This is a genomic window from Streptomyces sp. NPDC102259, from assembly GCF_044766465.1.
In the GTDB taxonomy this organism is placed as follows: Bacteria; Actinomycetota; Actinomycetes; order Streptomycetales; family Streptomycetaceae; genus Streptomyces.
On record NZ_JBIWMA010000018.1, the window covers coordinates 113,901 to 138,274 of the forward strand.

Here is a 24,374-nt window from a genome sequence, read left to right on the forward strand (position 1 = left end):
CCATGAGCGGACTGTCGACCATCCTGATCGTCGTCGGCCTCTTCCTGGCCGGCGGCATCTACTCCTTCGTCAAGCAACAGATGCCGAAGAGCCTGATCGTGCTGCTCTCGATCGGCGCCGCGATGTGCCTCGTCGCCGGCGTCGTACGGCTGGAGGTGTGGAATTGAGCGCCGCCCCGAGAAGCCCGAAGAAGGTCGTCGTCTTCGACTACGGCTTCGGCAACGTCCGTTCCGCCGAGCGGGCCCTCGCGCGCACCGGGGCCGACGTCGAGATCACACGTGACTTCGACACGGCCATGAACGCCGACGGGCTGCTGGTGCCGGGCGTCGGCGCCTTCGCCGCCTGCATGCGAGGCCTGAAGGAGGCCCGCGGCGACTGGATCATCGGCCGCAGGCTGTCCGGCGGGCGCCCGGTGATGGGCATCTGCGTCGGTATGCAGATCCTGTTCGCGCGGGGCATCGAGCACGGCGTGGAGACCGAGGGCCTCGACGAGTGGCCCGGCGCGGTCGAGCCGCTCCAGGCCGAGATCGTGCCCCACATGGGCTGGAACACCGTCGACGCTCCGGCCGACTCCGAGCTGTTCGCCGGACTGGACGCGGACGCGCGGTTCTACTTCGTGCACTCCTACGCCGTACAGGACTGGTCCCTCGACGTGCGCAACCCGCTGCTGCGGGCGCCGAAGGTGACCTGGTCGACGCACGGCAAGCCGTTCGTGGCCGCCGTGGAGAACGGCGCCCTGTGGGCCACGCAGTTCCACCCCGAGAAGTCCGGCGACGCCGGAGCCCAGCTCCTCACCAACTGGATCGGAACACTGTGAGCAAGCTCGAACTCCTCCCCGCCGTCGACGTCCGCGACGGCCAGGCCGTCCGCCTCGTGCACGGCGAGTCGGGCACCGAGACCTCCTACGGCTCCCCGCTCGAGGCCGCCCTCGCCTGGCAGCGCTCGGGCGCCGAGTGGCTGCACCTGGTCGACCTGGACGCCGCGTTCGGCACCGGCGACAACCGGGCCCTGATCGCTGAGGTGGCCAAGGCCATGGACATCAAGGTGGAGCTGTCCGGCGGCATCCGCGACGACGACACCCTCGCCGCCGCCCTGGCCACCGGCTGCACCCGGGTGAACCTGGGCACGGCCGCCCTGGAGACCCCCGAGTGGGTCGCCAAGGTCATCGCCGAGCACGGCGACAAGATCGCGGTCGGCCTGGACGTACGGGGCACGACCCTGCGCGGCCGCGGCTGGACCCGCGACGGCGGCGACCTCTACGAGACGCTGGCGCGTCTCGACAAGGAGGGCTGCGCGCGTTACGTCGTCACCGACATCGCCAAGGACGGCACGCTCCAGGGCCCGAACCTGGAGCTCTTGAAGAACGTGTGCGCCGTGACGGACCGGCCGGTCGTGGCGTCGGGCGGCGTGTCCTCCCTCGACGACCTGCGGGCCATCGCCGAGCTGGTGCCCCTCGGCGTCGAGGGCTCCATCGTCGGCAAGGCCCTGTACGCCAAGGCGTTCACCCTGGAAGAGGCTCTGGAGGCGGTCGCCAAGTGAGCGAGGTCCGACGCATCACGACCGGCGCGCCCTGGGAGGAGACCTTCGGGTACTCCCGCGCGGTGGAGCTGCCGAACGGCCTGGTGCTGGTCTCCGGCTGCACCTCGATCGTGGACGGCGAGATCGCCGGAGGCGGTCCCTACGAGCAGACGGTCAACGCCTTCAACGTCGCGTTCGCGGCGCTGGAGCAGCTGGGCCTCGGGCGCGACGACGTCGTGCGCACGCGCCTGTACCTCACCCACGCGCGGGACGTGGACGACGTCGGACGCGCCCACAAGGAGCTGTTCGAGTCCGTCCGGCCCGCCGCGTCCATGCTCATCGTCTCCGGCCTCGTGGACCCCAGCCTGGTCGTCGAGGTCGAGGTGGAGGCCTATCGAGGAGGGTCCTCGGCATGACCCTCGCCGTACGAGTCATCCCCTGCCTGGACGTGGACAACGGCCGGGTCGTCAAGGGCGTCAACTTCCAGAACCTGCGTGACGCGGGCGACCCCGTCGAGATGGCCAAGGTGTACGACGCCGAAGGCGCCGACGAGCTGACGTTCCTGGACATCACCGCCTCGTCGGGCAACCGCGAGACGACCTACGACGTGGTGCGCCGCACCGCCGAGCAGGTCTTCATCCCGCTGACCGTCGGCGGCGGGGTGCGCACCCCCGAGGACGTCGACAAGCTGCTGCGGGCCGGGGCGGACAAGGTGGGCGTCAACACGGCCGCCATCGCCCGCCCGGAGCTGATCAAGGAGATCGCCGAGCGGTTCGGCAGCCAGGTGCTGGTGCTCTCGGTGGACGCCCGGCGGACCCCCGCGGGGACCTTCGAGGTGACGACCCACGGCGGCCGCACGGGCACCGGCATCGACGCGATCGAGTGGGCGCACCGGGCGGCCGAGCTGGGCGCGGGCGAGATCCTGCTCAACTCGATGGACGCGGACGGCACGAAGGACGGCTACGACCTGGAGATGATCGCCGCCGTGCGGAGGCACGTGACGGTCCCGGTGATCGCCTCCGGCGGCGCCGGCAAGCTCGCCGACTTCCCGCCGGCCGTCGAGGCGGGCGCGGACGCGGTGCTCGCCGCGTCGGTGTTCCACTTCGGCGATCTGCGGATCGGCCAGGTCAAGGACGCGCTGCGGGGGGCGGGTCACCCGGTGAGGTGACACCGCCGGCCGCGGAGCGGGCCCCGGTCGCCCCAGGGCTGCCGGGGCTCTCGCTTCCGTAGATGCGAAAGAGAAATTGCGCAAAACTTATTGCGCAACTTTTCTTTCGTATCTACGGTGGGGTTATGGCTCGCGAAGAGAACCGGCCCATCACGGACCTGGGCACGCTGAAGGCCCTGGCCCACCCGTTGCGCATGCAGCTGTACCGGGGACTGTGCGTGGCCCGCAAGGCCACCGCCTCGCAGCTGGCCGACCAGGTGGACGAGGCCGTGTCCCTGGTCAGCTACCACCTGCGCAAACTCGCCGAGCACGGCCTCATCGAGGAGGCCGGGACGCAGAGCGCCGACGGCCGCGAACGCTGGTGGCAGCCTTCCTCGGACGGCGTGAGCATCCGCGACAAGGACTTCCGGGACGCGCCGGAGCGTGCGGCGGCGCACCTGGCGGCCACCCGGCTCTTCCACGAGCAGCGGGCCGACATGTACCGCCGGTACCTCGACGAGCGGCCCACCTGGCGACCCGAGTGGAACGCCGCGGCCCCCGACAACGAGTCCCTCCTGCGCCTGACCGCGGCCGAACTGGCCGAACTGGGCGAGGAACTGCTGGCTCTCGCCAAGAAGTACGACGAGAAGGGCCGGGCCGCCGACGCAGCAGGCGACACCGAGGGGCGGGAGAACGTCGCGCTGCACGTGTACGGATTCCCGTTCCGCACCTGAGAGAGGCCACCTCCGTGACCGTCACCGCGCCCGTCACCTCCGCACGGGCCGACGCCGAGCGCCCCGCCCACCGCGACGGCAACGTCCTGCGCTGGCTCGCCGCCTACACGGCCTCGATGATCGGCGACAACGTCTACTACCTCGCGCTGTCCTGGGCGGCCGTCCGCGCCGGTTCCCCCGCGCAGGCGGGCCTGGTGATGACGGTGAGCGCCGTGCCGCGGGCGCTGCTGATGCTCGGCGGGGGAGTGATCGCCGACCGGTTCGGGCCGCGCCGGGTGGTCATCGGCAGTGACGCCGTGCGCTGCGCGGCCGTCCTCACCATGGCCGTCCTGTTCTTCTCCACCGACCCCGGGCTGTGGCCGCTGGCGGCGCTCGCCGTGGCCTTCGGCACGGTCGACGCCATGTTCCTGCCGGCCGTGGGGGCCCTCCCCGCGCGCGTGACCGCCCGGGGCCAACTCGCGCGCGTGCAGGGCATGCGGGGCCTCGGGGCCCGGTTGGCGAGCGTCGTCGGCGGCCCGGTCGGCGGTCTCGCGGTGGCCCTGGGCGGTGCGGCCACCGCCTTCGGACTGGCCGCGCTGCTGATCGCCGTGTCGATACCCCTGCTGGTGTCCGTACGCATACGGGAACTGCCGACGGACGACGACAGGACGGGGGCCGTCGGGACGGGACTCCTCGGGACGGGGGAGCGGCCCGGCGTCGACGCGGTGGACGCTGTCGGCCCGTCGGAGCCGGCCGTCGGCGACGCGGCGGGGGCCCGCGGGAGTGCCGAGGAGCAGTCCGGGGCCGTCGGGCCTCGCGAGCCGTCCGGCGAGCCGGCCGCGGCCCGCGGCGGTACCGCCTGGCGGGATCTGGTGGGGGGTCTGCGCTACGTCCGCGGTCACCGTGTTCTCGCCCCGCTGATGCTGGTCATCGCGCTCGGTGACCTCGGCTTCGTCGGGCCGCTCAACGTGGGACTGGCCCTGCTCGCCGACGAACGCGGCTGGGGCGCCGCCGGGATGGGCTGGACGCTCGCCGGGTTCGGCGCCGGCGCGGGGGCAGCCTCTCTGCTGCTGGCCGTGCGCGGGCGCGTGCCGCACGCCGGGCAGGTCGCGGCCCACGCGATCCTCGCGGGCTCCGTCGCGATCGGCGCCCTCGCCTTCGCGCCGGGCGTCTTCGCGGCCGTCGGCACCGCCGTACTCGTCGGGCTGCTCGCCGGACTCAGCGGCGCCCTGTGCGCGGCCCTGCTGCAGACCCAGTCGGACCCCGCCTACCTGGGCCGCGTCACCGCCGTCGCGAGTCTCGTCAGCCTCGGACTCGCTCCGCTCGGCATGCCGTTGTCCGCCGCGGCCATCGGCGTCTGGGGCACCGGCCCGGTCTTCGTCGTCAGCGCGGCGGTCTGCGGGCTCGGAGGCGTGGTGATCCTGTGCTTCGGGCACCTGCGCCGCGCCGAGCTGCCCCGCTGACCCCCCTCACCCCTTCGGCTGGGCCAGCTGCACCAGGTTGCCCACCGTGTCGTCCAGGACGGCCGCGACGACCGGCCCCTGATCCTGCGGGGGATGGGTGAAGCGCACGCCCAGCCCCCGCAGCCGCGCGTACTCCGCGTCGAGGTCGTCGACCGAGAAGACGATGCACGGCAGCCCCGCCTCCCGCAGGGCCGCCCGGTACGGCTCCGCGATGGGGCCCTGGCCGGGCTCCAGCAGCAGCTGGAGATCCCGCTGGGCCCCTTCCGCCGCGCCCACGGTGACGAACAGCGTGCCCTCCCCGAGATCCATGTGCAGACGCGTCTCGAACCCCAGGACCTCGGTGTAGAACGCGTGGGCCTTCGTGACGTCGTCGACGTACACGCTCGTCATGGCGACCTTGATCATGTGCGGTCCTCTCAGATCCCGAGCTGTTTGCCGCCGTGCAGCCTGGTGATCGCCTCCTTCTCGCCGTCCAGCTCCACCTCGGCGGCGCTCTGCCGGCCGTACAGGAAGAGCAGCAGCTCCGACGGCTCCCCGGTGGCCGTCACGACCGGCGTGCCCCGGTTGGCGACCGCCGTACGGCCGTCCGGGCGCCGCAGCACCAGACCGGTCGGGGTGCCGCGGCCCATCAGACGGGCGGTGCGCTCCAGGCGGGACCACAGGGCGTCCTGGAAGACCGGGTCGAGCGCGCGCGGTGTCCACTCGGGCCGGGCGCGACGGACGTCCTCGGTGTGGACGTAGAACTCGATCGTGTTGGACGCCTCGTCGAGCTGCTTGAGCTGGAAGGGCGAGAAGCGCGGCGGACCCGTGCGGATCAGCTGGATCAGCTCCTCGTACGGCTTGGCGGCGAACTCCTCCATCACCTTGTCCAGACGGGACGCGAGCTGCTTGATCAGGATGCCCCCGGCGGCGTCCGGGCGGCGCTCGCGCACCACCACGTGCGCGGCCAGATCCCGGGTCTGCCAGCCCTCGCACAGGGTCGGAGCCTCGGGGCCCGCCGTTTCCAAGAGGTCGGCGAGAAGGAGTCGTTCACGCTTGGCGAAGGTCGACATGCCGTCAGCCTACGACCGAGGAGAAGGTCCGCCCAGTGGACACGACCCCGTCACTGTCAGTGGCGCGCGGCACAATGGCGGACATGACCAGCACGCCCCCGCCCAGCAGCCTCGCCCCCGAGATCGCCGCCCGCCTCAAGCGCAGCGCCGACGGACTCGTTCCCGCCATCGCCCAGCAGTACGACACCGGTGAGGTGCTCATGCTCGGCTGGATGGACGACGAGGCGCTGCATCGCACGCTCACCACCGGCCGCTGCACCTACTGGTCGCGCAGCCGCCGGGAGTACTGGGTCAAGGGCGACACCTCCGGCCACTTCCAGTGGGTCAGGTCCGTGGCCCTCGACTGCGACGCCGACACCGTGCTCGTCAAGGTCGACCAGGTGGGCGCCGCCTGCCACACCGGCGCGCGCACCTGCTTCGACGCCGATGTCCTGATCGAGAACGCCGATTCCGGCGTACCCGCCACGGATCAGTAAGGTCAGCCGCCATGGACCTCGAGACGTTCCGCAAGCTGGCCACCGACCGCCGCGTCATTCCGGTCACCCGCAAGCTCCTCGCCGACGGCGACACCCCGGTCGCGCTCTACCGCAAGCTCGCCGCCGAGCGCACCGGCACCTTCCTGCTGGAGTCCGCGGAGAACGGCCGCTCCTGGTCCCGGTACTCCTTCGTGGGCGTCCGCAGCGCCGCCACGCTCACCTCGCTCGACGGCCAGGCCCACTGGCTCGGCACCCCGCCCGTGGGCGTCCCCCGGGACGGCGACCCGCTCGCCGCCCTGCGCGCCACCATCGAGACCCTCCACACCCCCCACGAGGAGGGCCTGCCGCCCTTCACCGGCGGCATGGTCGGCTACCTCGGCTACGACATCGTGCGCCGCCTGGAGAAGATCGGCCCCGGCGACCGCGACGACCTGCGGCTGCCCGAGCTGACCATGCTCCTGACCAGCGACCTCGCCGTCATGGACCACTGGGAGGGCTCCGTCCTGCTGATCGCCAACGCGATCAACCACAACGACCTCGACACCGGCGTCGACGAGGCCTACACGGACGCGGTGGCCCGGCTGGACGCCATGGAGGCCGACCTCTCCCGCCCGGTCGCCCAGCCCCCGGCCGTCCTCCCGCCCTCCGAACTCCCCGAGTACAGCGCCCTGTGGGGCGGCCCCGACTTCCAGGAGGCCGTCGAGGACATCAAGGAGCGCATCCGCGCGGGCGAGGCCTTCCAGGTCGTCCCCTCCCAGCGCTTCGAGACGGCGTGCACCGCGAGCGCGCTGGACGTCTACCGGGTGCTGCGGGCGACGAACCCCTCCCCGTACATGTACCTGTTCCGCTTCCCCCACGGGGACGGAGCGGCCTTCGACGTCGTGGGCTCCTCCCCGGAAGCCCTCGTCAAGGTCGAGGACGGGCACGCCATGGTCCACCCCATCGCCGGCACCCGGCACCGCGGGGCCACCCCGCAGGAGGACCAGGCCCTCGCCGACGAACTGCTCGCCGACCCCAAGGAGCGCGCCGAGCACCTCATGCTGGTCGACCTCGGCCGCAACGACCTGGGCCGGGTCTGCGAACCGGGCTCGGTCGAGGTCGTCGACTTCATGTCCGTCGAGCGGTACTCGCACGTGATGCACATCGTCTCGACGGTCACCGGGAAGGTCGCGGCGGGCCGCACCGCCTTCGACGTCCTCACCGCCTGCTTCCCCGCCGGCACCCTCTCCGGCGCCCCCAAGCCGCGTGCCATGCAGATCATCGACGAACTGGAGCCGTCCCGACGCGGCCTGTACGGCGGCTGCGTGGGCTACCTGGACTTCGCGGGCGACTCCGACACCGCCATCGCCATCCGCACGGCCCTCCTGCGCGACGGCACCGCCTACGTCCAGGCCGGCGCGGGCATCGTCGCCGACTCCGACCCGGTCGCCGAGGACCAGGAGTGCCGCAACAAGGCGGCGGCGGTCCTGCGCGCCGTCCACACCGCCAACCGACTGGCGAAATAGGGCGCTTCCGGGCAGACGGCCGGGGCGCATGCCGAAGATAGGACGCGTCTCACGTGAACCCCGGGTGACGGTTCGCCCGGGGTTCAGGCGATAGTGGAGTACGTGACTGCCGTTCCGCACCCCCGATCCGAAGCCGCCGCCCCCGCCGGGGCCGGCCGCCGGAGCCTCGCGCTCGCCCTGCTGTTCGGCGCGCTGGGCTCGGCAGTGACCCTGCTGTCCACCCGGCAGCGCTGGTCGGAGGGCACGGCCACGGTGGCCGGCGGCGCCTTCCCGCTGACCGCCAGGGGCAGCGACGTCACGGGCGTGCCCGCGGCGCTCGCCATAGCGGCCCTCGCCGCGCTCGTCGCCGTCTTCGCCGTCCGCAGGACCGGCCGCTTCGCGGTCTCCGCGTTGCTCGCGCTCTCCGGCGCCGGCATCACGGCCGCCGCCCTGCTCGGCGCGTCCGACGGCTCCGCGCTCGACGAGCAGGCCGCCCGCGCCTCCGGCGACACCTCGGCGACCGTCGCCTCCTTCAGCCACACCGCCTGGCCCTACGCCGCGGCCGTGGGCGGCGCCCTGATCCTCCTGGCCGGCCTGCTCGCCCTGCGCTACGGCCGCCTGTGGCCCACGATGTCCGGCCGCTACGAACGCGACGGCACCCCGCGGCCCCGACGCGCCGCCAAGCCCGTCGACCCGGACCGGCCCGAGGACCTGTGGAAGGCCCTGGACCGGGGCGAGGACCCGACGGGCGCGGATCCCGCCTGACACGAGCGCGCGGGCAGCCCGGTCCGCGTCCGGTCGCCCGGTTCCCGATGTGGTGAATCAGACGCGATCGGAGCCCACCCCCGCGTCCGCGACGCCCATGGGTACGGGACAATGGACGACGAGCGTCCGGCTCGGACGGACACAGAGACAGCAATGAGGAGCAAGTCATGGCGGGCAGCAGCCACGGACACACCCCGGCCGCCTGGACCGGCGTCACCATCGTCTTCATCGGGTTCACCGTCGCGGGCGCGTTCATGGTGATGGCCGAGCCGCTCGGCTTCTGGGCCGGCATGGTGATCGTGGCCCTCGGCGGTGTCGTCGGCGGCATCATGCGCGCGATGGGCCTCGGCATGCCGAAGGAAGCCCACCCGGTGCACCAGGTCACGGCGACCCGTGAGCCGGCGGGCGTCGAGGTCTGAGACCCGTCCGACCTCGGCAGGACGTCCGCGGGACCTCGTGAGGGGCGGCCCCGGTGCACACCGGCCGCCCCTCACGCGCGCGTGGCGCCCCGGCGGGGCACAATGCGAGGCGTGAACGCCGACAGCCAGCGGGTGACACCCCGGACGCCCCGGACACCCCCGGGAACCGTGCTCGGACGACTCGCGGTGCCCGCCGGGATCCTCACGGCCGTCGCCGGCGCCTTCGCGTACGTCGGGACCGTCGACCCCAACGAGCCCGGCCACTACCCGGTCTGCCCCCTCCTGCGCATCACGGGCCTGTACTGCCCGGGCTGCGGCGGTCTGCGCAGCGCGCACGCCTTCGTGCACGGGGACTTCGCCGCCGCCCTGCACGACAACGCACTGGCCGTCGTCGGCTATCTCGGCTTCGCGGTGGTGTGGACCGTCTGGGTGGTCCGTGCGGTGCGCGGACGTCCCGCGCGCGTGGAGCCCAGCACGGTGCAGCTGTGGACGCTGGGCGCGTTCCTGCTGGTCTTCACGGTTGTCCGGAACCTGCCGTTCGGTGGCTGGCTGCATCCTTGATCAACGGGCGAATGTCCAGTATGGGGGCACCTCCCGGCCGAGCGTGCGAAGCTTGTTCGAGGGCGGGGGAGGGACCGCCGTCAACCGGATGTGAGGCCTTCGCCTTCCTCCGGATACCATCGCAGTGACCACCTTTTCTCACTGGTCGCTGGAACTGTCCACCGTCTCTCCACCGTCTGGAAGGGGGCCGCTCGCGTGAGTGTGCTCGACGAGATCATCGACGGAGTCCGTGCCGACCTCGCGGAGCGGCAGGCGCGCGTCAGCCTCGACGAGCTCAAGGAGCGCGCGGCGAAGGCCCCCGCCGCCAAGGACGGCGTGGCCGCGCTCCGGGGCGACGGCGTCAAGGTCATCTGCGAGGTCAAGCGCTCCAGCCCGTCCAAGGGCGCGCTGGCCGCGATCGCCGACCCGGCCGGACTGGCCGCGGACTACGAGGCGGGCGGCGCGGCCGTCATCTCCGTCCTCACCGAACAGCGCCGCTTCGGCGGCTCCCTCGCCGACCTCGAGGCGGTCCGCGCGCGGGTCGACATCCCCGTGCTGCGCAAGGACTTCATCGTCACCTCGTACCAGCTGTGGGAGGCCCGCGCGTACGGCGCCGACCTCGCGCTGCTGATCGTGGCCGCCCTCGAGCAGCCGGCCCTCGAGTCGCTGATCGAGCGAGCCGTCTCCATCGGCCTCACCCCGCTCGTCGAGGTCCACGACGAGGACGAGGTGGAGCGCGCGGTCGACGCGGGCGCCAAGGTGATCGGCGTCAACGCGCGCAACCTGAAGACCCTCGAGGTCGACCGAGGCACCTTCGAGCGCATCGCGCCCGAGATCCCGTCCCACGTCGTCAGCGTCGCCGAGTCCGGCGTCCGGGGCCCGCACGACCTCATCGCGTACGCCAACGCCGGCGCCGACGCGGTCCTGGTCGGCGAGTCCCTGGTGACGGGACGCGACCCGAAGACGGCGGTGGCCGACCTGGTGGCGGCGGGCGAGCACCCCGCGCTCCGACACGGCCGCGGCTGATCAGCCGGTAGGATCGGCGCCGATGACACCCACGACGACGGCCATGGACAGGTACGCCCGCCTCGCGCGCGGCTGCCGCCCCCGTGGCTGCCGCGCGCCCGCCCGCCGGGTGCACGGCCGGCGCGTGCGGTACGTCATCGGAGACGAACCCGGCCAGGTGAACGGCATGCGATGGCAGCGCCCCGTCAGGGGCGCGGGGCTCCTTCGGATGTGCGGCCACCGCCGCGCGGGCGCGACCGGCCACGACGGTCCCGCAGCCGACTGACCGTCCCTGCCCCCACGGCGACAGTGCCCGACACACACTCACCGTGAGGTTTCCGCATGCCCAGCGAGTTCTTCATTCCCGACCCCGAGGGTCAGATCCCCAGCGCCGAGGGCTACTTCGGCGCGTTCGGCGGCAAGTTCATCCCGGAGGCCCTCGTCGCCGCCGTGGACGAGGTCGCCGTCGAGTACGACAAGGCCAAGCACGACCCCGAGTTCGCCCGCGAGCTCGACGACCTGCTCGTGCACTACACCGGCCGGCCCAGCTCCCTCACCGAGGTGCCGAGGTTCGCCGAACACGCCGGCGGCGCCCGGGTGTTCCTCAAGCGCGAGGACCTCAACCACACCGGCTCCCACAAGATCAACAACGTGCTCGGGCAGGCGCTGCTCACCCGGCGCATGGGCAAGACCCGCGTGATCGCCGAGACCGGCGCCGGCCAGCACGGCGTGGCGACGGCCACCGCCTGCGCCCTCTTCGGGCTCGAGTGCACGATCTACATGGGCGAGATCGACACCCGGCGCCAGGCCCTCAACGTGGCGCGCATGCGCATGCTGGGCGCCGAGGTCGTGGCCGTGAAGTCCGGCAGCCGCACGCTGAAGGACGCCATCAACGAGGCCTTCCGCGACTGGGTCGCCAACGTCGACCGCACCCACTACCTCTTCGGCACGGTCGCCGGACCGCACCCCTTCCCGGCGATGGTGCGCGACTTCCACCGCGTCATCGGCGTCGAGGCCCGCCGCCAGATCCTGGAGCGCGCCGGACGCCTCCCCGACGCGGCGGTCGCCTGCGTCGGCGGCGGCTCCAACGCCATCGGCCTCTTCCACGCCTTCATCCCGGACGCAGGCGTCCGGCTCATCGGCTGCGAGCCGGCCGGTCACGGCATCGAGACCGGCGAGCACGCGGCGACCCTCACCGCGGGCGAACCCGGCATCCTGCACGGCTCGCGCTCCTACGTCCTCCAGGACGACGAGGGCCAGATCACCGAGCCGTACTCCATCTCGGCCGGCCTGGACTACCCGGGCATCGGCCCCGAGCACTCCTACCTCAAGGACAGCGGCCGCGCCGAGTACCGCGCGGTCACCGACGACGCGGCCATGCAGGCGCTGCGTCTGCTGTCGCGCACCGAGGGCATCATTCCGGCCATCGAGAGCGCGCACGCGCTGGCCGGGGCCCTGGAGGTCGGCAAGGAGCTCGGCAAGGACGGGCTGATCGTCGTCAACCTCTCCGGCCGCGGCGACAAGGACATGGACACGGCCGCCCGCTACTTCGGCCTGTACGAAACCGACGCCGAGGTCGCCGCCAACACGGCCGACACCGCCGAGATCGAGGGGGACGCCAAGTGAGCGGGGCCGAATTCACCGGTGGGAAGAGCGGGCTGCTGGCGGACACCCTCGCCGACGCCAAGGCCGAGGGCCGCGCCGCGCTCATCGCCTACCTCCCGGCCGGGTTCCCGACCGTGGACGGCGGCATCGAGGCGATCAAGGCCGTCATCGACGGTGGCGCGGACGTCGTCGAGGTCGGTCTGCCGCACAGCGACCCCGTCCTCGACGGCCCGGTCATCCAGACCGCCGACGACATCGCCCTGCGCGGCGGGGTGCGGATCGCGGACGTCATGCGGACGGTCCGGGAGGCCTTCGAGGCCACCGGGAAGCCGATCCTCGTCATGACCTACTGGAACCCGATCGACCGCTACGGCGTCGAGCGCTTCACCGCCGAGCTGGCCGAGGCGGGCGGCGCGGGCTGCATCCTGCCCGATCTGCCGGTCCAGGAGTCGGCGCTGTGGAGGGAGCACGCCCACAAGCACGGCCTCGCGACGATCTTCGTCGTGGCGCCGAGCAGCCAGGACGCGCGGCTCGCGCAGATCACCGAGGCGGGCAGCGGCTTCGTCTACGCCGCCTCGCTGATGGGGGTCACCGGCACCCGTGCGTCGGTGGGCGCGCAGGCCCAGGACCTGGTCGAGCGGACCCGGGCCACCGGCACCGGCCTGCCCGTCTGCGTCGGCCTCGGCGTCTCCGACGCCGCGCAGGCCGCCGAGGTGGCCGGCTTCGCCGACGGCGTGATCGTGGGCTCGGCCTTCGTCAAGCGGATGCTGGACGCGCCGGACGACGCGGCCGGCGTCGAGGCGGTGCGCGAGCTCGCGGGCGAGCTGGCGAAGGGCGTGCGCCGACAGGCGTGACCGGGGACCGGCGTAACAGAGCGTGATAATTCTCCGGGTCACTCGAACGGGTGGACCTGGGGTCGGGGAGGCGCAATGCGCCTCCCCGGTTCGTTCTGGGGGTGTGAGCGAGAAGAATCGTGCGGGAAAGCGCACTGCCAGGGAGCGGCTGGCGGACGAGCGAGAGAAACAGAAGGCCGTGGAGCGGCGACGGCGGACGCTGATCGTCGCGTCGAGCGTCGTCTGCGTCCTGGGTCTGGCGGCGGTGATCGGGGTCGTCGCGGCGAACTCCGGCAAGGACGACAGCAGCGACAAGGCGGGCCCGGTCGTGGCGCCCTCGGGGGCGCAGGGCGAGGACGCGCTCGCGATCCCTGTCGGCAAGGACGGCGCCAAGTCCACGCTCACCGTGTGGGAGGACTTCCGCTGCCCGGCCTGCAAGGCCTTCGAGACGGCGTACCGCCCCACGATCCACGAGCTGACGGACGCCGGGAAGCTCAGGGTCGAGTACCACCTGGCCACGCTCATCGACGGCAACATGGGCGGCAGCGGCTCCCGTAACGCGGCCAACGCGGCGGCCTGCGCACAGGACGCCGGGAAGTTCCCCGCGTACCACGACGTGCTGTACGAGAACCAGCCGGTGGAGACGGACGACGCCTTCGCGGAGAACAGCAAGCTCATCGGGCTCGCGGCCAAGGTCGACGGCCTCGACACGCCCGCGTTCCGTACCTGTGTCGAGGACGGCACGCACAACAGCTGGGTCGCGAAGTCCAACCAGGCCTTCCAGAACGGCCATTTCGGCGGCACTCCGACCGTGCTCTTCAACGGCAAGAACATCTACGCCGACCAGTCGATGACGCCGGCGAAGCTGAAGCAGATGGTGGAGGATGCCGACAAAGGGTGACCGGGGGTGAGGCCCCTGCACACCCGCCCGTTATGGAGCCGTAGCCGGGCTGCCCGTCGTCGGCCCGGTCCGGCACGGTAGCGTCGACCCTGCCATGGAACTTGCCTACATTCCCAGCCCGTCGCACGGGGTGCTGTATCTCGGCCCCGTTCCGCTGCGCGGCTACGCGTTCTGCATCATCATCGGCGTCTTCGTCGCGGTCTGGCTCGGCAACAGGCGCTGGGTCGCCCGCGGCGGGCAGGCCGGCACGGTGGCCGACATCTCCGTCTGGGCGGTGCCCTTCGGCCTGGTCGGCGGCCGGCTCTACCACGTGATCACGGACTACGAGCTGTACTTCAGCGAGGGCCGTGACTGGGTGGACGCCTTCAAGGTCTGGGAGGGCGGCCTCGGTATCTGGGGCGCTATCGCACTCGGCGCGGTGGGCGCGTGGATCGGCTGTCGCCGCCGGGGCATCGCCCTGCCCGCGTACGCCGACGCCATCGCGCCCGGTATCGCTCTCGCCCAGGCGATCGGCCGCTGGGGCAACTGGTTCAACCAGGAGCTGTACGGCAAGCAGACCGACCTCCCCTGGGCGCTGCACATCACGTCCTCGGCGGACGGCCGGGTGCCCGGCTACTACCACCCGACGTTCCTGTACGAGTCGCTGTGGTGCGTCGGCGTCGCGCTCCTGGTCATCTGGGCCGACCGCCGCTTCAAGCTCGGGCACGGACGGGCCTTCGCGCTGTACGTCGCCGCGTACTGCGTGGGCCGCGCGTGGATCGAGTACATGCGGGTCGACGACGCCCACCACATCCTGGGCCTGCGGCTGAACGACTGGACCGCGATGGTCGTGTTCCTGCTCGCGGTGATCTACATCGTGATCTCGGCGAAGAAGCGGCCGGGGCGCGAAGCGGTGGTCGAGCCGGGTGCGGATGCCTCCGGCGGTGGGACGGAAGCCGACGGCGAGGGCGAGTCGAAGGACGCGACCGAGGCCGAGGCTGCGGCCGGCGCCGACGCCGACGCGAAGACCGACGCCAAGGGTGACGGCGAAGCCAAGGCCGGAACCGACGCCGAAGCGAAGGGCGAGGCTGGCGCGAAAACCGACGCCAAGACCGACGCCGGCACCAAGACCTCCGCCGGCGCCAAGGTCTCAGCCGATGCCAAGGCCTCCGCCGACGTCAAGGCCGATGCGGGCGTGAAGGGCGAGGCCGGGAAGTCGGCCGCGAAGGCCGAGGACGCGACCGGGGTGAAGGACGAGGTCAAGGACGGGGCCGAGTCGGCCGGCAAGAAGAGCTGACGGCTGGTCGTTCGTACGACGACGAGGGCGCCCGGGGTCTGCCGGGCGCCCTCGTCGTCTGTGTGCGTGGCGTGGCGGGGTCAGTCCCCGCGGGCCGCCAGGGACAGGGTGCGTTGTGCCATCGCCACCACGGCCGCGTCGATGAAGCGGCCGTCCGGCAGGGCCTGGGCGCCCTGCTCGGCGGCCGCCGCCTTCACGATCGTCTCGGCTTCCTCCAGCTCGTGCTGGGTGGGCAGGTAGGCCCGTTCGATGATCGGGAGCTGGCGGGGGTGGATGGCGGCGCGGCCGAGGAAACCGAGGCGGCGGCCGTGGGCGCAGCTGGTGGCCAGGCCCTCCAGGTCGCGGATGTCGGGGTGCACCGACTGGGGTGGCGGCGCCAGACCCGCGGCCCGGGCGGCGACCACGACCCGGGCGCGGGACCAGTCGAGGCCCGCGTCGTCACGGATGCCCAGGTCGGCGCGTAGGTCCGCCTCGCCGAGGGCGATGCCGCGCAGCGAGGGGTGGGCGCAGGCGATGGCGTAGGCGTGTTCGACGCCGAGGGCTGTTTCCAGGAGGGCGTGGAGAGGGGTGGCTCCATGGTCCGCGGGCGGCACGGTCTCGGCGACCCGGGTGATCTGGTGCGGGGACGTCACTTTCGGCAGGCGCAGGGCGGCGACCCCGGGCAGGGCGGCCATCGTGCGCAGGTCCGCCGCGGCGAAGGGGCTGTCCAGGGCGTTCACCCGGACGTGGACCGGGACCGGCTGGGGCTCGCGCAGGCGTTCGGCGGTGGCCGTGCGGGCGTACTCCTTGCGGTCCGGGGCGACCGCGTCCTCGAGGTCGACGATGACGACGTCGGCGCCGCAGGCGAGGGCCTTGGTGACGGTCTCCGGGCGGTCACCTGGGACATAGAGCCAGGTCAGAGGGGTCTTCTTCATAGGGCGCCCGCCTCGCGGAGGGATGCCAGCTCGGCCGTGGTCAGGCCCAGTTCGGTCAGGACCTCCTCCGTGTCGGCGCCGTGCGGGCGGCCGGTCCAGCGGATCGCGCCGGGGGTCGAGGAGAGCCGGAAGAGGACGTTCTGCATGCGGATCCGGCCCAGTTCCGGGTCGTCGACCGCGGTGATCGTGTCGAGGGCCTGGTACTGAGGGTCCTCCATCACGTCCCGTACGTCCTGGATCGGGGCGATCGCCGCCTCCGCCTTCTCGAAGGCGGCGAGGACGTCGGTGCGGCTGCGGGCGGCGATCCAGCTGCCGACCGCGTCGTCGAGCAGGTCGGCGTGGGCGGCCCGGTCGGCGCCGGTCGCGAACCAGGGCTCGTCGATCAGATCGGGGCGGCCGACCAGGCGCATCACCCGCTCCGCGATCGACTGGGCCGACGTCGAGACGGCGACCCAGTTCCCGTCGGCCGTGCGGTAGGTGTTGCGCGGTGCGTTGTTGGCGGACCGGTTGCCGGTGCGGGCCTGGACGTATCCCAGCTGGTCGTACCAGAGCGGCTGGGGGCCGAGGACGGTGAGGATGGGTTCGATGATCGCCATGTCGACGACCTGTCCCTCGCCCGTGCGGCTGCGGGCGGCGAGGGCCGTCATGACGGCGTAGGCGGTGGCCAGACCGGCGATCGAGTCGGCCAGGCCGAAGGGCGGGAGGGTCGGGGACGCGTCAGGTTCGCCGGTGATCGCCGCGAACCCGCTCATCGCCTCGGCGAGGGTGCCGAAGCCGGGGCGGTGCGCGTACGGGCCGAACTGGCCGAAGGCGGTGACCCGGGTGAGGACCAGGCGGGGGTTGGCCGCCGACAGCGCGTCCCAGCCGAGGTCCCACTTCTCCAGGGTGCCGGGGCGGAAGTTCTCGATGATCACGTCGGCGGTGGCGGCGAGGCGCAGCAGGGTGGCGCGGCCGCCGGGCCGGGAGAGGTCGAGGGTGATGGTGCGCTTGTTGCGGCCGAGGAGCTTCCACCACAGGCCCACGCCGTCCTTCGACGGGCCGTGGCCCCGGGAGGGGTCCGGCTGGGTGGGGTGCTCGACCTTGATGACCTCCGCGCCGAAGTCGCCGAGCATGGTGGCGGCGAGGGGGCCGGCGAAGAGGGTGGCCAGGTCGAGGACGCGGACACCGTGCAGGGGGGTGGTCTTCTCGCTCATGACGCGTACTGCGTCTCGATCTCGGAGCGGTAGGGCATGGAGGCGGAGGCGCCCGGCCGTTGGACCGACAGGGCCGCCGCCGCGGACGCCCAGGCCAGTGCCTCCCGCATGGGCCGCCCCTCGCCGAGCGCGACCGCGAGGGCGCCGACGAAGGTGTCGCCCGCGCCGGTCGAGTCGACGGCGGTGACGCGCGGGGCGGGCACGGTCAGCGGCCGCTCTCCCCGGGTCGCGTACAGGCTGCCGGACGAGCCGAGCGTGATGACCACCTCCGGCACGCTGTCCAGCAGGGCGGTGGCCGCCTCGCGCGGGTCGGTGCGGCCGGTGAGCGTGGCCGCCTCGTGCTCGTTGGGGACCAACAGGTCGATGACCGTGAGGAGTTCGGGTGGAAGCGGCTGGGCGGGGGCCGGGGTGAGGATCGTCCGGACGCCGTGGGCGCGGGCCGCCCGGGCGCCCGCGACGACCGCGGCGAGGGGGACTTCGAGCTGGAGCAGGAGGGCGTCGGCGGAGGAGATGAGGACCTCGTCGCCGGGGACGAGGTGGTCGACGGTGCCGTTCGCGCCGGGGACGACCACGATCGCGTTGCCGCCCTCGTCGTCGACGACGATGTGCGCGGTGCCGGAGGGGCTCTCGACGGTGCGCAGATGGTCGGTGTTCACGCCGGAGTGCTCCAGGGTGGAGCGCAGCCGGGTGCCGAAGGCGTCGTTGCCGACGGCGCCGATCATCGACACGGTGGCGCCCGCGCGGGCGGCGGCGACCGCCTGGTTGGCGCCCTTGCCGCCGGGGATCGTACGGAACTCCCGTCCCGTCACGGTCTCCCCGCGCTGTGGGGGCTTCTCGACGTAGGCGACGAGGTCCATGTTCGTGCTGCCGAGCACGACGATGTCGGTCATGGCTGGGAAGCCTCCCGGGGGATGAGGGACCAGGTGAGGTGGGCCAGGGTGTCGAAGCCGACGCCGTTGAGGTCGGCGACGGAGGTGGCCAGGCGGTTCTTGAGGGGGGCCGTCCAGTGGTCGGGCAGGGCGGTCGGGTCGCCGACGAGCAGGGCGGCGATCCCGCCGGCCGTGGCGCCGGCCGAATCGGTGTCCAGGCCGCCGGACACGGCACGGCCTACGGAGCCGGTGAAGTCGCCGTCCGCGTGGGTGAGGGCGGCGGCGATCAGGGCGGTGTTGGGGATGGCGTGGACCCAGTGGTGCGCCTTGTGGGCGGCGTGCAGTTCGTCGACCACGGTGTCGAAGTCGGGGTGTTCTTCGGCGTGCCGGACGGCGTGGGTGACGGCCTGCGCGAGGCGGGAGCGGGGCGGGACGACGGTCAGACCGGTGCGCAGACAGGCGTGGACGTCATGGGCGCCGGTCGCGGCGGCGGCGATGGTGGCCGCCGTGAACATCGCCGCGTAGACGCCGTTGGCGGTGTGCGTGAGGGTGGCGTCGCGGTGGGCCTGCTCGGCCGCGGCGGCCGGGTCCCCGGGGTTGGTCCAGCCGTGGACGTCGGCGCGGATGAGGGCGCCGATCCATTCGCGGAAGGGGTTGCGGTGGCGGGCGGTGTGAGGGGGCTCGATGCCGGCGAGGAGGTTGCGCAGGGCGAGGCGTTCGGCGGTGAAGGTGCGGCCCGCCGGGAGTTCGTCCAGCCAGAGCCGGGCCACGTCCGTGGTGGTGAAGTCCCTGCCGTGGCGTTGGAGCAGGAGGAGGTTGAGGAGCGGGTAGTTGAGGTCGTCGTCCTCGGGCATGCCGTCGATGTTCTCGGCGAGGGAGGTGGTCGCCGAGCGGCGGTTCCAGGGGTGCGCCTCGAGGAGGGGCTCGGGGACTCCACGGGCGGTGAAGTAGCCGGTGAGGGGCCAGTTGCCGGTGGACCGGGCGAGTTGGCGGACGGCGTCCAGGGGGAGTTTCTCCACCGGTTTGCCCAGGAGGCAGCCGACGGCCCGGCCCAGCCAGGCCGCTTCCAGGCCGGCCGGGGTGGGGGCCTGCGTGCGCGCGCCGGCCGGCCGGCTCGGCCACTGCGGGCACAGGGCCCTGATCCTCTCCAGTCCGGTCGGCTCGTGTTCCGTCAACCTGCTGGGCAGGTCGGCCAGTTCGTCCAGGAGGTCGTCCGCGAGGAGGCGCAGATAGCGCGAGGCCCGCTGGGGGGACGCGCCGGCCCGCGGCGGGGCCTCGCAGCCGCCGGCCGCCTTCCAGCGTGCGGCGATCGCCCACGGCTCCCGGCCGTCCTGCGCCGCCTGGCGCAGTTCGTGGCCGAGGAGGTCCTCGGGCTGGACCCAGGTCAGTCGGAGCATCGCGGGCCTCCGATCGCGGAGAACGCCCGCTCGTGCGTGCGGCGGTGCTGGACGTCGCGGTCGAAGATCTCCCGGGTGACCTCGGTGAGCGCCGCCGCGGGCTGCCAGAGGTCGAGACGGCTGGCCTCGGCGACCTGCTTCGACCACTCGTCGGGGACCGGCGAGCCGAGGGCGCCGGCCACCGCTCCCGCCATCGTCGCGATCGAATCGCAGTCGCGGCCGTAGTTGACCGCGCCCAGGACCGTCTGCCGGTAGTCGCCGTCGGCCACCAGCAACATGCCCAGGGCGACGGGGAGTTCCTCGATCGCGTGCAGGCGGGACGGGCGGCGGGCGGCCAGGGAGGGCCGGCGGTAGTCGGGGCCGACGGTGTCGTACGGCGTCACCGCCTCCCGGAGCGGCGCCAGCGCCGACTCGAAGTCGGTGTGCCGGGCCGCCGCTTCGCAGACCTTCTCGATCGCGGTGCGGGTCCCGTCCTGCGCCAGGGCCAGACAGGCCGCGACGACGGAGTCCGCCGTCGCGCCCGGCGCGCACGCGGCCGCCACCGCCGCCGCGAAGACTCCCGCCGCCTCACGGCCGTACGACGACTGGTGGGCGCCGGCGATGTCCAGCGCTTCGGCGTACGCGCCCGCCGGGTTGGCCGCGTTGACCAGTCCCACCGGGGCCATGTACATCGCCGCACCGCAGTTGACGATGTTGCCGACGCCTGCCTCACGAGGGTCCACATGCCCGTAGTGGAGCCTTGCCACCAGCCATTTCTCCGCCAGGAAGATCCGCTGGAGGGGGAGTGCCTCCGCCTCCAGCTCCGGGATCCAGCGGGGGGTCGTCAACAGGTCCGGGACCAGGTGGTCGGCGATCGCGTAGGCGTCCAGGTGATCGCGGACCGTGGCGTAGACCCTGATCAGCGCGTGGGTCATCAAGGTGTCGTCGGTGACGTGGCCGTCGCCCTTGTGGTACGGGGCGATGGGGCGGGCGGTGCGCCAGTCGTCGCCGTTCCAGGGACCGACGATGCCGTGGACCCGGCTGCCGTGCCGCTGGAGGATCTGCTCGGGGGAGTAGCCCTCGACGGGGCCGCCGAGCGCGTCGCCGACGGCCGCGCCGACGAGGGCGGCGGTGATGCGGTCTTCCAGGGTTCCGCCGCCGCTTCTGCTACTGCTTTCTTGCGCTTTGGGCGTCATGCCCCGAATCATCCTCCTGGAGGGGCCGGTTGCGTGTTTTCCAGGAGTTCGGCGAGTTCCACCAGGTCGGTGCCGGTGAGCCGGGGCAGTACACAGCCGGAGAGGACACGGCAGCTGTCCCGCCAGGAGAGGGGGATCGCGGCGCCGCCGCCCAACGCGCCGGTCAGCGCGCCCGCCAGGGCCGGGGCCGAGTCCGCGACCCGGGAGAGACAGGCCGCCGCCGGTACCGCTTCGCCGATACGGCCGCCGGACGCCGTCACCAGGGCGAGGGCCACCGGGACCGTCTCCGCCGCCGCGATGCCGTAGCTGTAGACGTGGTCGACGATCTGGTGCTCCAGGAGGGGGATGAGCGCGAAGGCGCTGTCGGCGCCATGGGCCAGCGCGAGGGCGTGCCGGGCGTTGCGGCCGATCTCGGTGTGCTCGGGGAGTTCGGCGAGCGCCGCCGCCACGCAGGCCTCGGGTCTCGCGCCGACGAGGGCCAGCGCGAGGGCCGCCGCCATCGCGCGCGCGCCGTGCACGCCGTCGCCGTCCTGGGTGTAGCGGGCGTCGAACTCGGCGAGTTCGGCGGCGAGTCGGGGGTCGCCGGGGTGGGCCACGGCCAGGACACAGGCGCGCACGCAGGCCGCGTCGTCGAAGTAGTGGGGGTTGTCGTGGCCGGTGGCGGGCGGCCGCAGACCGGCGGCGAGGTTGCCGAGGCCGGCGCGGACGGAGATCCGGGCGCGCAGGGGGAGGACGGCGGACTCGATCTCGGGCGCGCGGTCGGCGGCCGCCGCGACCTCGCAGGCGACGGCGTTCCAGGTGAGGTCGATGGCGGCGCGCATCCGGCGTTCGCGACCGAGGTCGCCGAGGGCGGCGTCGTCCCCGGCCCGCAGGACCGCCTCGGCCGCGAAGGCCGCCCACTCGGCGTCGTCGGAGGGGCCGAGGCGGAGCGGCTCGGGGGGTTGATTGAGGGCGATGGGGACGGGGAGGGTCGTCGTCGCGTTCTGCTCGGCGAAGGTGTCGAGTTCGCGGGTCAGCCGACGGGTCCACTCCGGCATACGGGCGGCTCGGTGGCGGGCGGCGGGCCAGCCGGCGGCGTCGCCCGCCGCGAGGCCGAGCAGAAGGCCCTCGATGCGGCGCGCCCTCACCGGGCGGGCGGTCTCGACGGCCCCGGCTTCGCCTTCGGCCCCGCTGTTCCCGCCCGCGCGACGCTCGCGGCTTGCGTCGTCGGGTGCGGGTGGCCCCTGGCGGGTGTCCTCGCCGTCGGCGGCCGCGAGTTCGTCGGGGGCCGCCGTGAGCGTTCCGGCCGTCATGCCCTCGTCCAGCGGTCCGGGTGGCCTCACGGTCGTACCTCCGCGCCGTCGTTCGCCGCCAGGGTGAAGGCGGTCGGGTCCGGCAGGGGGGACCGGGCGAGGCCCATCAGGTTCGGCACGAGGTCCTCCGCGACCATGCCCTCGCCCCACTTGCCGCCCTCGCCCGGCACCAGCAACTCCGCCACGTCCAGCACATGGTGGCCCGCCATGGACGGCAGGCAGCTTCCGCGTGCCGGGCCGATCGCCGCCGCCCACTGCGCCGGGATCGCCGACACGCCCTGTGTCGCACCGGCCAGGGCGCCCGCCACCGCGGCCGTCGTGTCCGCGTCGCGGCCCATGTTCACCGCCGTCAGGACGGCGTCGCGGAAGTCGCCGTCGGCGGCCGCGTAGGCGCCGAAGGCGAGGGCGACGGCCTCGGGGGCGAGGTCGGTCCAGGGGTAGCCGCCGATGACGACGGCGGAGCGGACCGCCCGTTCGCCCCGGTGGGCCACCGCCACCGCCCGGCGCAGGGAACGCGCCGTCCAGGAGTCCTCGGGGACCACGGCCAGGGCGGAGGCGACCACCGAGATCGGCGACGCTCCCGCCATGGCCGCGGCCACTCCCGCCGCGACCGCCTGGCCGCCGTAGATGCCCTCGCCGTCGTGACTCACCGCGCCGTCGATCGCGACCAGACGGGCCGCTTCCGCCGGGCGGCCGGCGGCGAAGACGCCGAAGGGGGCCGCGCGCATGGCCAGGCCGTCGCTCCAGGCGTGCCGGTGCTGCGCCGAGATCGGCGCCGCCAGGCCTCGGCGGAGGTTCTCCAGGGTGCCGCGTTCGCTGAAGCCGGCGCCGCGGAAGGGGCCCTCGTCGAGGTCGGCGATCCACTGGTGCCAGGCCGCCTCGACATGGGCCGGGGTGAGCGCGGAGCCGTGGCGGGCCAGCAGCAGGCCCGAGAAGATCGCGTACTCGGTGTCGTCGGTGCCGGCCGGCCGGTCGGCGACGTACCCCGTGATGCGGCCCCAGCGGGCGCGGATCTCGGAGGGCTTCATGTTCTCCGCGGGGGCTCCCAGGGCGTCTCCGACGGCCAGGCCGAGCAGGGCGCCGCGGGCCCGTTCGCGCAGTGCGGCGGCGTCCCCCGGCACCGGGACCGAGGGGATGCAGGCGATCGATGCCATACGAGGCCTCTCCTCAAGAGGCTCCGCACGGGGCGCGGAGCGCTTTGCGGATGTGTCCCACCATCGGCGGTTGACCTCAGCCTCGGAGGCTTCCATGTCACCCGGTCGACATCTGTGCAGCCTCCCGATCGTATGAGCATTCGAGGGTAAAGCCGCAGGTTAGCCCAGCCTTTCCTTCCTGGCGGGTGCGGATCTCCCGGCGTATCTTTGGTGTCGTCGAAAAGTGGAATCAGTCCAGACTTAGCTTTGCCTCAGCTTACTGGGGCCGTCCGGAACACCCTGGGGGATCTCGTGGCCATCATCGAAACCGAAGCCGCGCTGCACGAGGCGCATCGCGACAACCACACCCACCGGGACGTCAACGGGGGCTGGCTGCGGCCCGCCGTCTTCGGCGCGATGGACGGTCTGGTCTCCAACCTCGCCCTGATGACCGGTGTCGCCGGCGGGTCGGTGGGTCACCAGACCGTCGTCATCACCGGACTCGCCGGTCTCGCCGCGGGCGCCTTCTCCATGGCCGCCGGGGAGTACACCTCCGTCGCCTCGCAGCGCGAGCTCGTCGAGGCAGAACTCGACGTCGAGCGACGGGAGTTGAGAAAGCACCCGCAGGACGAGGAGGCCGAGCTCGCCGCGCTGTACGAGTCTCGGGGGGTCGACCCCGAGCTGGCCCGGCGGGTCGCCCACCAGCTGTCGCGCGATCCCGAGCAGGCCCTGGAGATACACGCCCGCGAGGAACTGGGCATCGATCCCTCCGATCTGCCCTCGCCGCTGATCGCCGCCGGGTCGAGCTTCGGCGCGTTCGCGCTGGGCGCGCTGCTGCCCGTACTCCCCTATCTGCTGGGGGCCGCTTCGCTCTGGCCGGCCGTGCTGCTCGCCTTGGTCGGACTGTTCGGCTGCGGGGCCGTGGTGGCCCGGGTGACCGCGCGCACCTGGTGGTACAGCGGGCTGCGGCAGCTCGCCCTCGGTGGCGCGGCGGCCGGTGTGACGTACGCCCTGGGCAGTTGGTTCGGAACGGCCGTAGGATAGTGCGGATGCTACTTATGCGATGGGCCGCATAAGTAGTCGTTACTGACTGGTTTCGAGTGCTTAACCAGCGGGCATGAGCCGTAAGCGCTGTGGGCAAAGACGCCTCCGGCGCACTCGCGAGGTGAACGAAGCCGCTCCCCTCGCCTTCCGGACCGGCGGA

Annotated in this window: 28 protein-coding genes; 19 read left to right on the plus strand and 9 right to left on the minus strand. The window is 72.9% G+C overall.

Going from position 1 to position 24,374, the window contains the following annotated elements:
- The first annotated feature begins 2 nt into the window (after window positions 1-2).
- The 7 genes from ACIRPU_RS32565 to ACIRPU_RS32595 all read left to right on the plus strand — a co-directional run bounded on the left by ACIRPU_RS32565 (window position 3) and on the right by ACIRPU_RS32595 (window position 4,841).
- A complete protein-coding gene (locus ACIRPU_RS32565) occupies window positions 3-167 on the plus strand; it encodes a hypothetical protein (RefSeq protein WP_355707124.1) in 165 nt (54 codons plus the stop codon).
- Window positions 164-817, plus strand: coding sequence for an imidazole glycerol phosphate synthase subunit HisH (gene hisH, locus ACIRPU_RS32570; RefSeq protein ID WP_403873790.1), 654 nt, complete (start codon window positions 164-166; stop codon window positions 815-817). The genes ACIRPU_RS32565 and hisH overlap by 4 nt, the downstream gene beginning before the upstream one ends.
- On the plus strand, window positions 814-1,539 hold the full coding sequence (gene priA / locus ACIRPU_RS32575) for a bifunctional 1-(5-phosphoribosyl)-5-((5-phosphoribosylamino)methylideneamino)imidazole-4-carboxamide isomerase/phosphoribosylanthranilate isomerase PriA (RefSeq protein ID WP_384118699.1): 726 nt from the start codon (window positions 814-816) through the stop codon (window positions 1,537-1,539). Before hisH ends, priA begins: the two co-directional genes overlap by 4 nt.
- Window positions 1,536-1,934: a RidA family protein gene (locus ACIRPU_RS32580; protein ID WP_355707127.1), complete on the plus strand. Its 399-nt coding sequence runs from the start codon at window positions 1,536-1,538 to the stop codon at window positions 1,932-1,934. The genes priA and ACIRPU_RS32580 overlap by 4 nt, the downstream gene beginning before the upstream one ends.
- Complete coding sequence (hisF, locus tag ACIRPU_RS32585; protein WP_385554705.1) at window positions 1,931-2,686, plus strand: imidazole glycerol phosphate synthase subunit HisF; 756 nt, start codon at window positions 1,931-1,933, stop codon at window positions 2,684-2,686. The genes ACIRPU_RS32580 and hisF overlap by 4 nt, the downstream gene beginning before the upstream one ends.
- Before the next feature lie 125 nt (window positions 2,687-2,811).
- Complete coding sequence (locus ACIRPU_RS32590) at window positions 2,812-3,399, plus strand: transcriptional regulator (protein ID WP_171396694.1); 588 nt, start codon at window positions 2,812-2,814, stop codon at window positions 3,397-3,399.
- Between the two features lie 116 nt (window positions 3,400-3,515).
- A complete protein-coding gene (locus ACIRPU_RS32595) occupies window positions 3,516-4,841 on the plus strand; it encodes an MFS transporter (RefSeq protein ID WP_403873911.1) in 1,326 nt (441 codons plus the stop codon).
- A 6-nt stretch (window positions 4,842-4,847) separates the two neighbouring features.
- On the opposite strand, the gene ACIRPU_RS32600 is transcribed toward ACIRPU_RS32595, so the two are convergent.
- Both ACIRPU_RS32600 and ACIRPU_RS32605 read right to left on the minus strand, forming a co-directional pair.
- The gene (locus ACIRPU_RS32600) at window positions 4,848-5,246 is read right to left on the minus strand and encodes a VOC family protein (RefSeq protein ID WP_403873795.1); all 399 of its coding nucleotides are present in this window, start codon (window positions 5,244-5,246) and stop codon (window positions 4,848-4,850) included.
- Between the two features lie 11 nt (window positions 5,247-5,257).
- Window positions 5,258-5,893 carry a TIGR03085 family metal-binding protein gene (locus ACIRPU_RS32605; protein ID WP_403873798.1) on the minus strand — a complete coding sequence of 212 codons (636 nt, stop codon included), beginning with the start codon at window positions 5,891-5,893 and terminating at the stop codon, window positions 5,258-5,260.
- An 83-nt stretch (window positions 5,894-5,976) separates the two neighbouring features.
- Here ACIRPU_RS32605 and hisI point away from each other — a divergent pair, with 83 nt between their 5' ends.
- The 11 genes from hisI (at window position 5,977) to lgt (ending at window position 15,197) form a co-directional block, all read left to right on the plus strand.
- Window positions 5,977-6,369 carry a phosphoribosyl-AMP cyclohydrolase gene (gene hisI, locus ACIRPU_RS32610; protein ID WP_385554699.1) on the plus strand — a complete coding sequence of 131 codons (393 nt, stop codon included), beginning with the start codon at window positions 5,977-5,979 and terminating at the stop codon, window positions 6,367-6,369.
- Between the two features lie 11 nt (window positions 6,370-6,380).
- Entirely contained in the window at window positions 6,381-7,874 is a 1,494-nt protein-coding gene (locus ACIRPU_RS32615) for an anthranilate synthase component I (RefSeq protein ID WP_403873801.1), read from the plus strand.
- Window positions 7,875-7,967: 93 nt separating this feature from the next.
- Window positions 7,968-8,618 carry a TIGR02234 family membrane protein gene (locus ACIRPU_RS32620; protein ID WP_403873804.1) on the plus strand — a complete coding sequence of 217 codons (651 nt, stop codon included), beginning with the start codon at window positions 7,968-7,970 and terminating at the stop codon, window positions 8,616-8,618.
- Between the two features lie 167 nt (window positions 8,619-8,785).
- Window positions 8,786-9,037: an HGxxPAAW family protein gene (locus ACIRPU_RS32625; RefSeq protein WP_384118708.1), complete on the plus strand. Its 252-nt coding sequence runs from the start codon at window positions 8,786-8,788 to the stop codon at window positions 9,035-9,037.
- 102 nt (window positions 9,038-9,139) lie between these two features.
- On the plus strand, window positions 9,140-9,598 hold the full coding sequence (locus ACIRPU_RS32630) for a DUF2752 domain-containing protein (RefSeq protein WP_403873807.1): 459 nt from the start codon (window positions 9,140-9,142) through the stop codon (window positions 9,596-9,598).
- A 195-nt stretch (window positions 9,599-9,793) separates the two neighbouring features.
- Window positions 9,794-10,603 (plus strand): indole-3-glycerol phosphate synthase TrpC, encoded by an 810-nt coding sequence (trpC, locus tag ACIRPU_RS32635; protein ID WP_351752472.1) that lies wholly within the window; start codon window positions 9,794-9,796, stop codon window positions 10,601-10,603.
- A gap of 22 nt (window positions 10,604-10,625) precedes the next feature.
- On the plus strand, window positions 10,626-10,868 hold the full coding sequence (trpM, locus tag ACIRPU_RS32640; RefSeq protein WP_384118711.1) for a tryptophan biosynthesis modulator TrpM: 243 nt from the start codon (window positions 10,626-10,628) through the stop codon (window positions 10,866-10,868).
- Between the two features lie 56 nt (window positions 10,869-10,924).
- Window positions 10,925-12,208, plus strand: coding sequence for a tryptophan synthase subunit beta (gene trpB / locus ACIRPU_RS32645; RefSeq protein ID WP_403873811.1), 1,284 nt, complete (start codon window positions 10,925-10,927; stop codon window positions 12,206-12,208).
- Complete coding sequence (trpA, locus tag ACIRPU_RS32650; RefSeq protein WP_403873814.1) at window positions 12,205-13,041, plus strand: tryptophan synthase subunit alpha; 837 nt, start codon at window positions 12,205-12,207, stop codon at window positions 13,039-13,041. The genes trpB and trpA overlap by 4 nt, the downstream gene beginning before the upstream one ends.
- Before the next feature lie 103 nt (window positions 13,042-13,144).
- Window positions 13,145-13,921 (plus strand): thioredoxin domain-containing protein, encoded by a 777-nt coding sequence (locus ACIRPU_RS32655; RefSeq protein ID WP_355707139.1) that lies wholly within the window; start codon window positions 13,145-13,147, stop codon window positions 13,919-13,921.
- Between the two features lie 94 nt (window positions 13,922-14,015).
- A complete protein-coding gene (gene lgt / locus ACIRPU_RS32660; protein WP_403873817.1) occupies window positions 14,016-15,197 on the plus strand; it encodes a prolipoprotein diacylglyceryl transferase in 1,182 nt (393 codons plus the stop codon).
- An 80-nt stretch (window positions 15,198-15,277) separates the two neighbouring features.
- Here the strand turns inward: lgt and ACIRPU_RS32665 are convergent, their stop codons facing one another.
- The 7 genes from ACIRPU_RS32665 to ACIRPU_RS32695 are packed head-to-tail and all read right to left on the minus strand — an operon-like array spanning window position 15,278 to window position 23,191.
- Window positions 15,278-16,111, minus strand: coding sequence for an HpcH/HpaI aldolase/citrate lyase family protein (locus ACIRPU_RS32665; RefSeq protein WP_403873820.1), 834 nt, complete (start codon window positions 16,109-16,111; stop codon window positions 15,278-15,280).
- Window positions 16,108-17,304 (minus strand): CaiB/BaiF CoA transferase family protein, encoded by a 1,197-nt coding sequence (locus ACIRPU_RS32670; RefSeq protein WP_403873823.1) that lies wholly within the window; start codon window positions 17,302-17,304, stop codon window positions 16,108-16,110. The genes ACIRPU_RS32665 and ACIRPU_RS32670 overlap by 4 nt, the downstream gene beginning before the upstream one ends.
- A complete protein-coding gene (gene rbsK / locus ACIRPU_RS32675) occupies window positions 17,301-18,194 on the minus strand; it encodes a ribokinase (protein WP_403873827.1) in 894 nt (297 codons plus the stop codon). The genes ACIRPU_RS32670 and rbsK overlap by 4 nt, the downstream gene beginning before the upstream one ends.
- Window positions 18,191-19,570, minus strand: a complete 1,380-nt coding sequence (locus tag ACIRPU_RS32680; protein ID WP_403873830.1) for an ADP-ribosylglycohydrolase family protein — start codon at window positions 19,568-19,570, stop codon at window positions 18,191-18,193. Before ACIRPU_RS32680 ends, rbsK begins: the two co-directional genes overlap by 4 nt.
- Window positions 19,558-20,745: an ADP-ribosylglycohydrolase family protein gene (locus ACIRPU_RS32685; protein ID WP_403873833.1), complete on the minus strand. Its 1,188-nt coding sequence runs from the start codon at window positions 20,743-20,745 to the stop codon at window positions 19,558-19,560. The genes ACIRPU_RS32680 and ACIRPU_RS32685 overlap by 13 nt, the downstream gene beginning before the upstream one ends.
- Before the next feature lie 8 nt (window positions 20,746-20,753).
- Window positions 20,754-22,037 carry an ADP-ribosylglycohydrolase family protein gene (locus tag ACIRPU_RS32690; protein WP_403873913.1) on the minus strand — a complete coding sequence of 428 codons (1,284 nt, stop codon included), beginning with the start codon at window positions 22,035-22,037 and terminating at the stop codon, window positions 20,754-20,756.
- 26 nt (window positions 22,038-22,063) lie between these two features.
- Entirely contained in the window at window positions 22,064-23,191 is a 1,128-nt protein-coding gene (locus ACIRPU_RS32695; RefSeq protein ID WP_403873836.1) for an ADP-ribosylglycohydrolase family protein, read from the minus strand.
- Between the two features lie 291 nt (window positions 23,192-23,482).
- Here ACIRPU_RS32695 and ACIRPU_RS32700 point away from each other — a divergent pair, with 291 nt between their 5' ends.
- Complete coding sequence (locus ACIRPU_RS32700; RefSeq protein WP_355707148.1) at window positions 23,483-24,214, plus strand: VIT1/CCC1 transporter family protein; 732 nt, start codon at window positions 23,483-23,485, stop codon at window positions 24,212-24,214.
- The last annotated feature ends 160 nt before the right edge of the window (window positions 24,215-24,374 follow it).

Coding starts and splice junctions, on each gene's coding strand:
- ACIRPU_RS32565 (WP_355707124.1), top strand. CDS start 3: ATGAGCGGACTGTCGACCATCCTGATCGTCGTCGGCCTCTTCCTGGCC.
- hisF (WP_385554705.1), top strand. CDS start 1,931: ATGACCCTCGCCGTACGAGTCATCCCCTGCCTGGACGTGGACAACGGC.
- ACIRPU_RS32590 (WP_171396694.1), top strand. CDS start 2,812: ATGGCTCGCGAAGAGAACCGGCCCATCACGGACCTGGGCACGCTGAAG.
- ACIRPU_RS32595 (WP_403873911.1), top strand. CDS start 3,516: ATGATCGGCGACAACGTCTACTACCTCGCGCTGTCCTGGGCGGCCGTC.
- ACIRPU_RS32600 (WP_403873795.1), bottom strand. CDS start 5,246: ATGATCAAGGTCGCCATGACGAGCGTGTACGTCGACGACGTCACGAAG.
- ACIRPU_RS32605 (WP_403873798.1), bottom strand. CDS start 5,893: ATGTCGACCTTCGCCAAGCGTGAACGACTCCTTCTCGCCGACCTCTTG.
- hisI (WP_385554699.1), top strand. CDS start 5,977: ATGACCAGCACGCCCCCGCCCAGCAGCCTCGCCCCCGAGATCGCCGCC.
- ACIRPU_RS32615 (WP_403873801.1), top strand. CDS start 6,381: ATGGACCTCGAGACGTTCCGCAAGCTGGCCACCGACCGCCGCGTCATT.
- ACIRPU_RS32625 (WP_384118708.1), top strand. CDS start 8,786: ATGGCGGGCAGCAGCCACGGACACACCCCGGCCGCCTGGACCGGCGTC.
- ACIRPU_RS32630 (WP_403873807.1), top strand. CDS start 9,140: ATGCGAGGCGTGAACGCCGACAGCCAGCGGGTGACACCCCGGACGCCC.
- trpM (WP_384118711.1), top strand. CDS start 10,626: ATGACACCCACGACGACGGCCATGGACAGGTACGCCCGCCTCGCGCGC.
- trpB (WP_403873811.1), top strand. CDS start 10,925: ATGCCCAGCGAGTTCTTCATTCCCGACCCCGAGGGTCAGATCCCCAGC.
- lgt (WP_403873817.1), top strand. CDS start 14,016: ATGGAACTTGCCTACATTCCCAGCCCGTCGCACGGGGTGCTGTATCTC.
- ACIRPU_RS32665 (WP_403873820.1), bottom strand. CDS start 16,111: ATGAAGAAGACCCCTCTGACCTGGCTCTATGTCCCAGGTGACCGCCCG.
- ACIRPU_RS32670 (WP_403873823.1), bottom strand. CDS start 17,304: ATGAGCGAGAAGACCACCCCCCTGCACGGTGTCCGCGTCCTCGACCTG.
- rbsK (WP_403873827.1), bottom strand. CDS start 18,194: ATGACCGACATCGTCGTGCTCGGCAGCACGAACATGGACCTCGTCGCC.
- ACIRPU_RS32680 (WP_403873830.1), bottom strand. CDS start 19,570: ATGCTCCGACTGACCTGGGTCCAGCCCGAGGACCTCCTCGGCCACGAA.
- ACIRPU_RS32685 (WP_403873833.1), bottom strand. CDS start 20,745: ATGACGCCCAAAGCGCAAGAAAGCAGTAGCAGAAGCGGCGGCGGAACC.
- ACIRPU_RS32690 (WP_403873913.1), bottom strand. CDS start 22,037: ATGACGGCCGGAACGCTCACGGCGGCCCCCGACGAACTCGCGGCCGCC.
- ACIRPU_RS32695 (WP_403873836.1), bottom strand. CDS start 23,191: ATGGCATCGATCGCCTGCATCCCCTCGGTCCCGGTGCCGGGGGACGCC.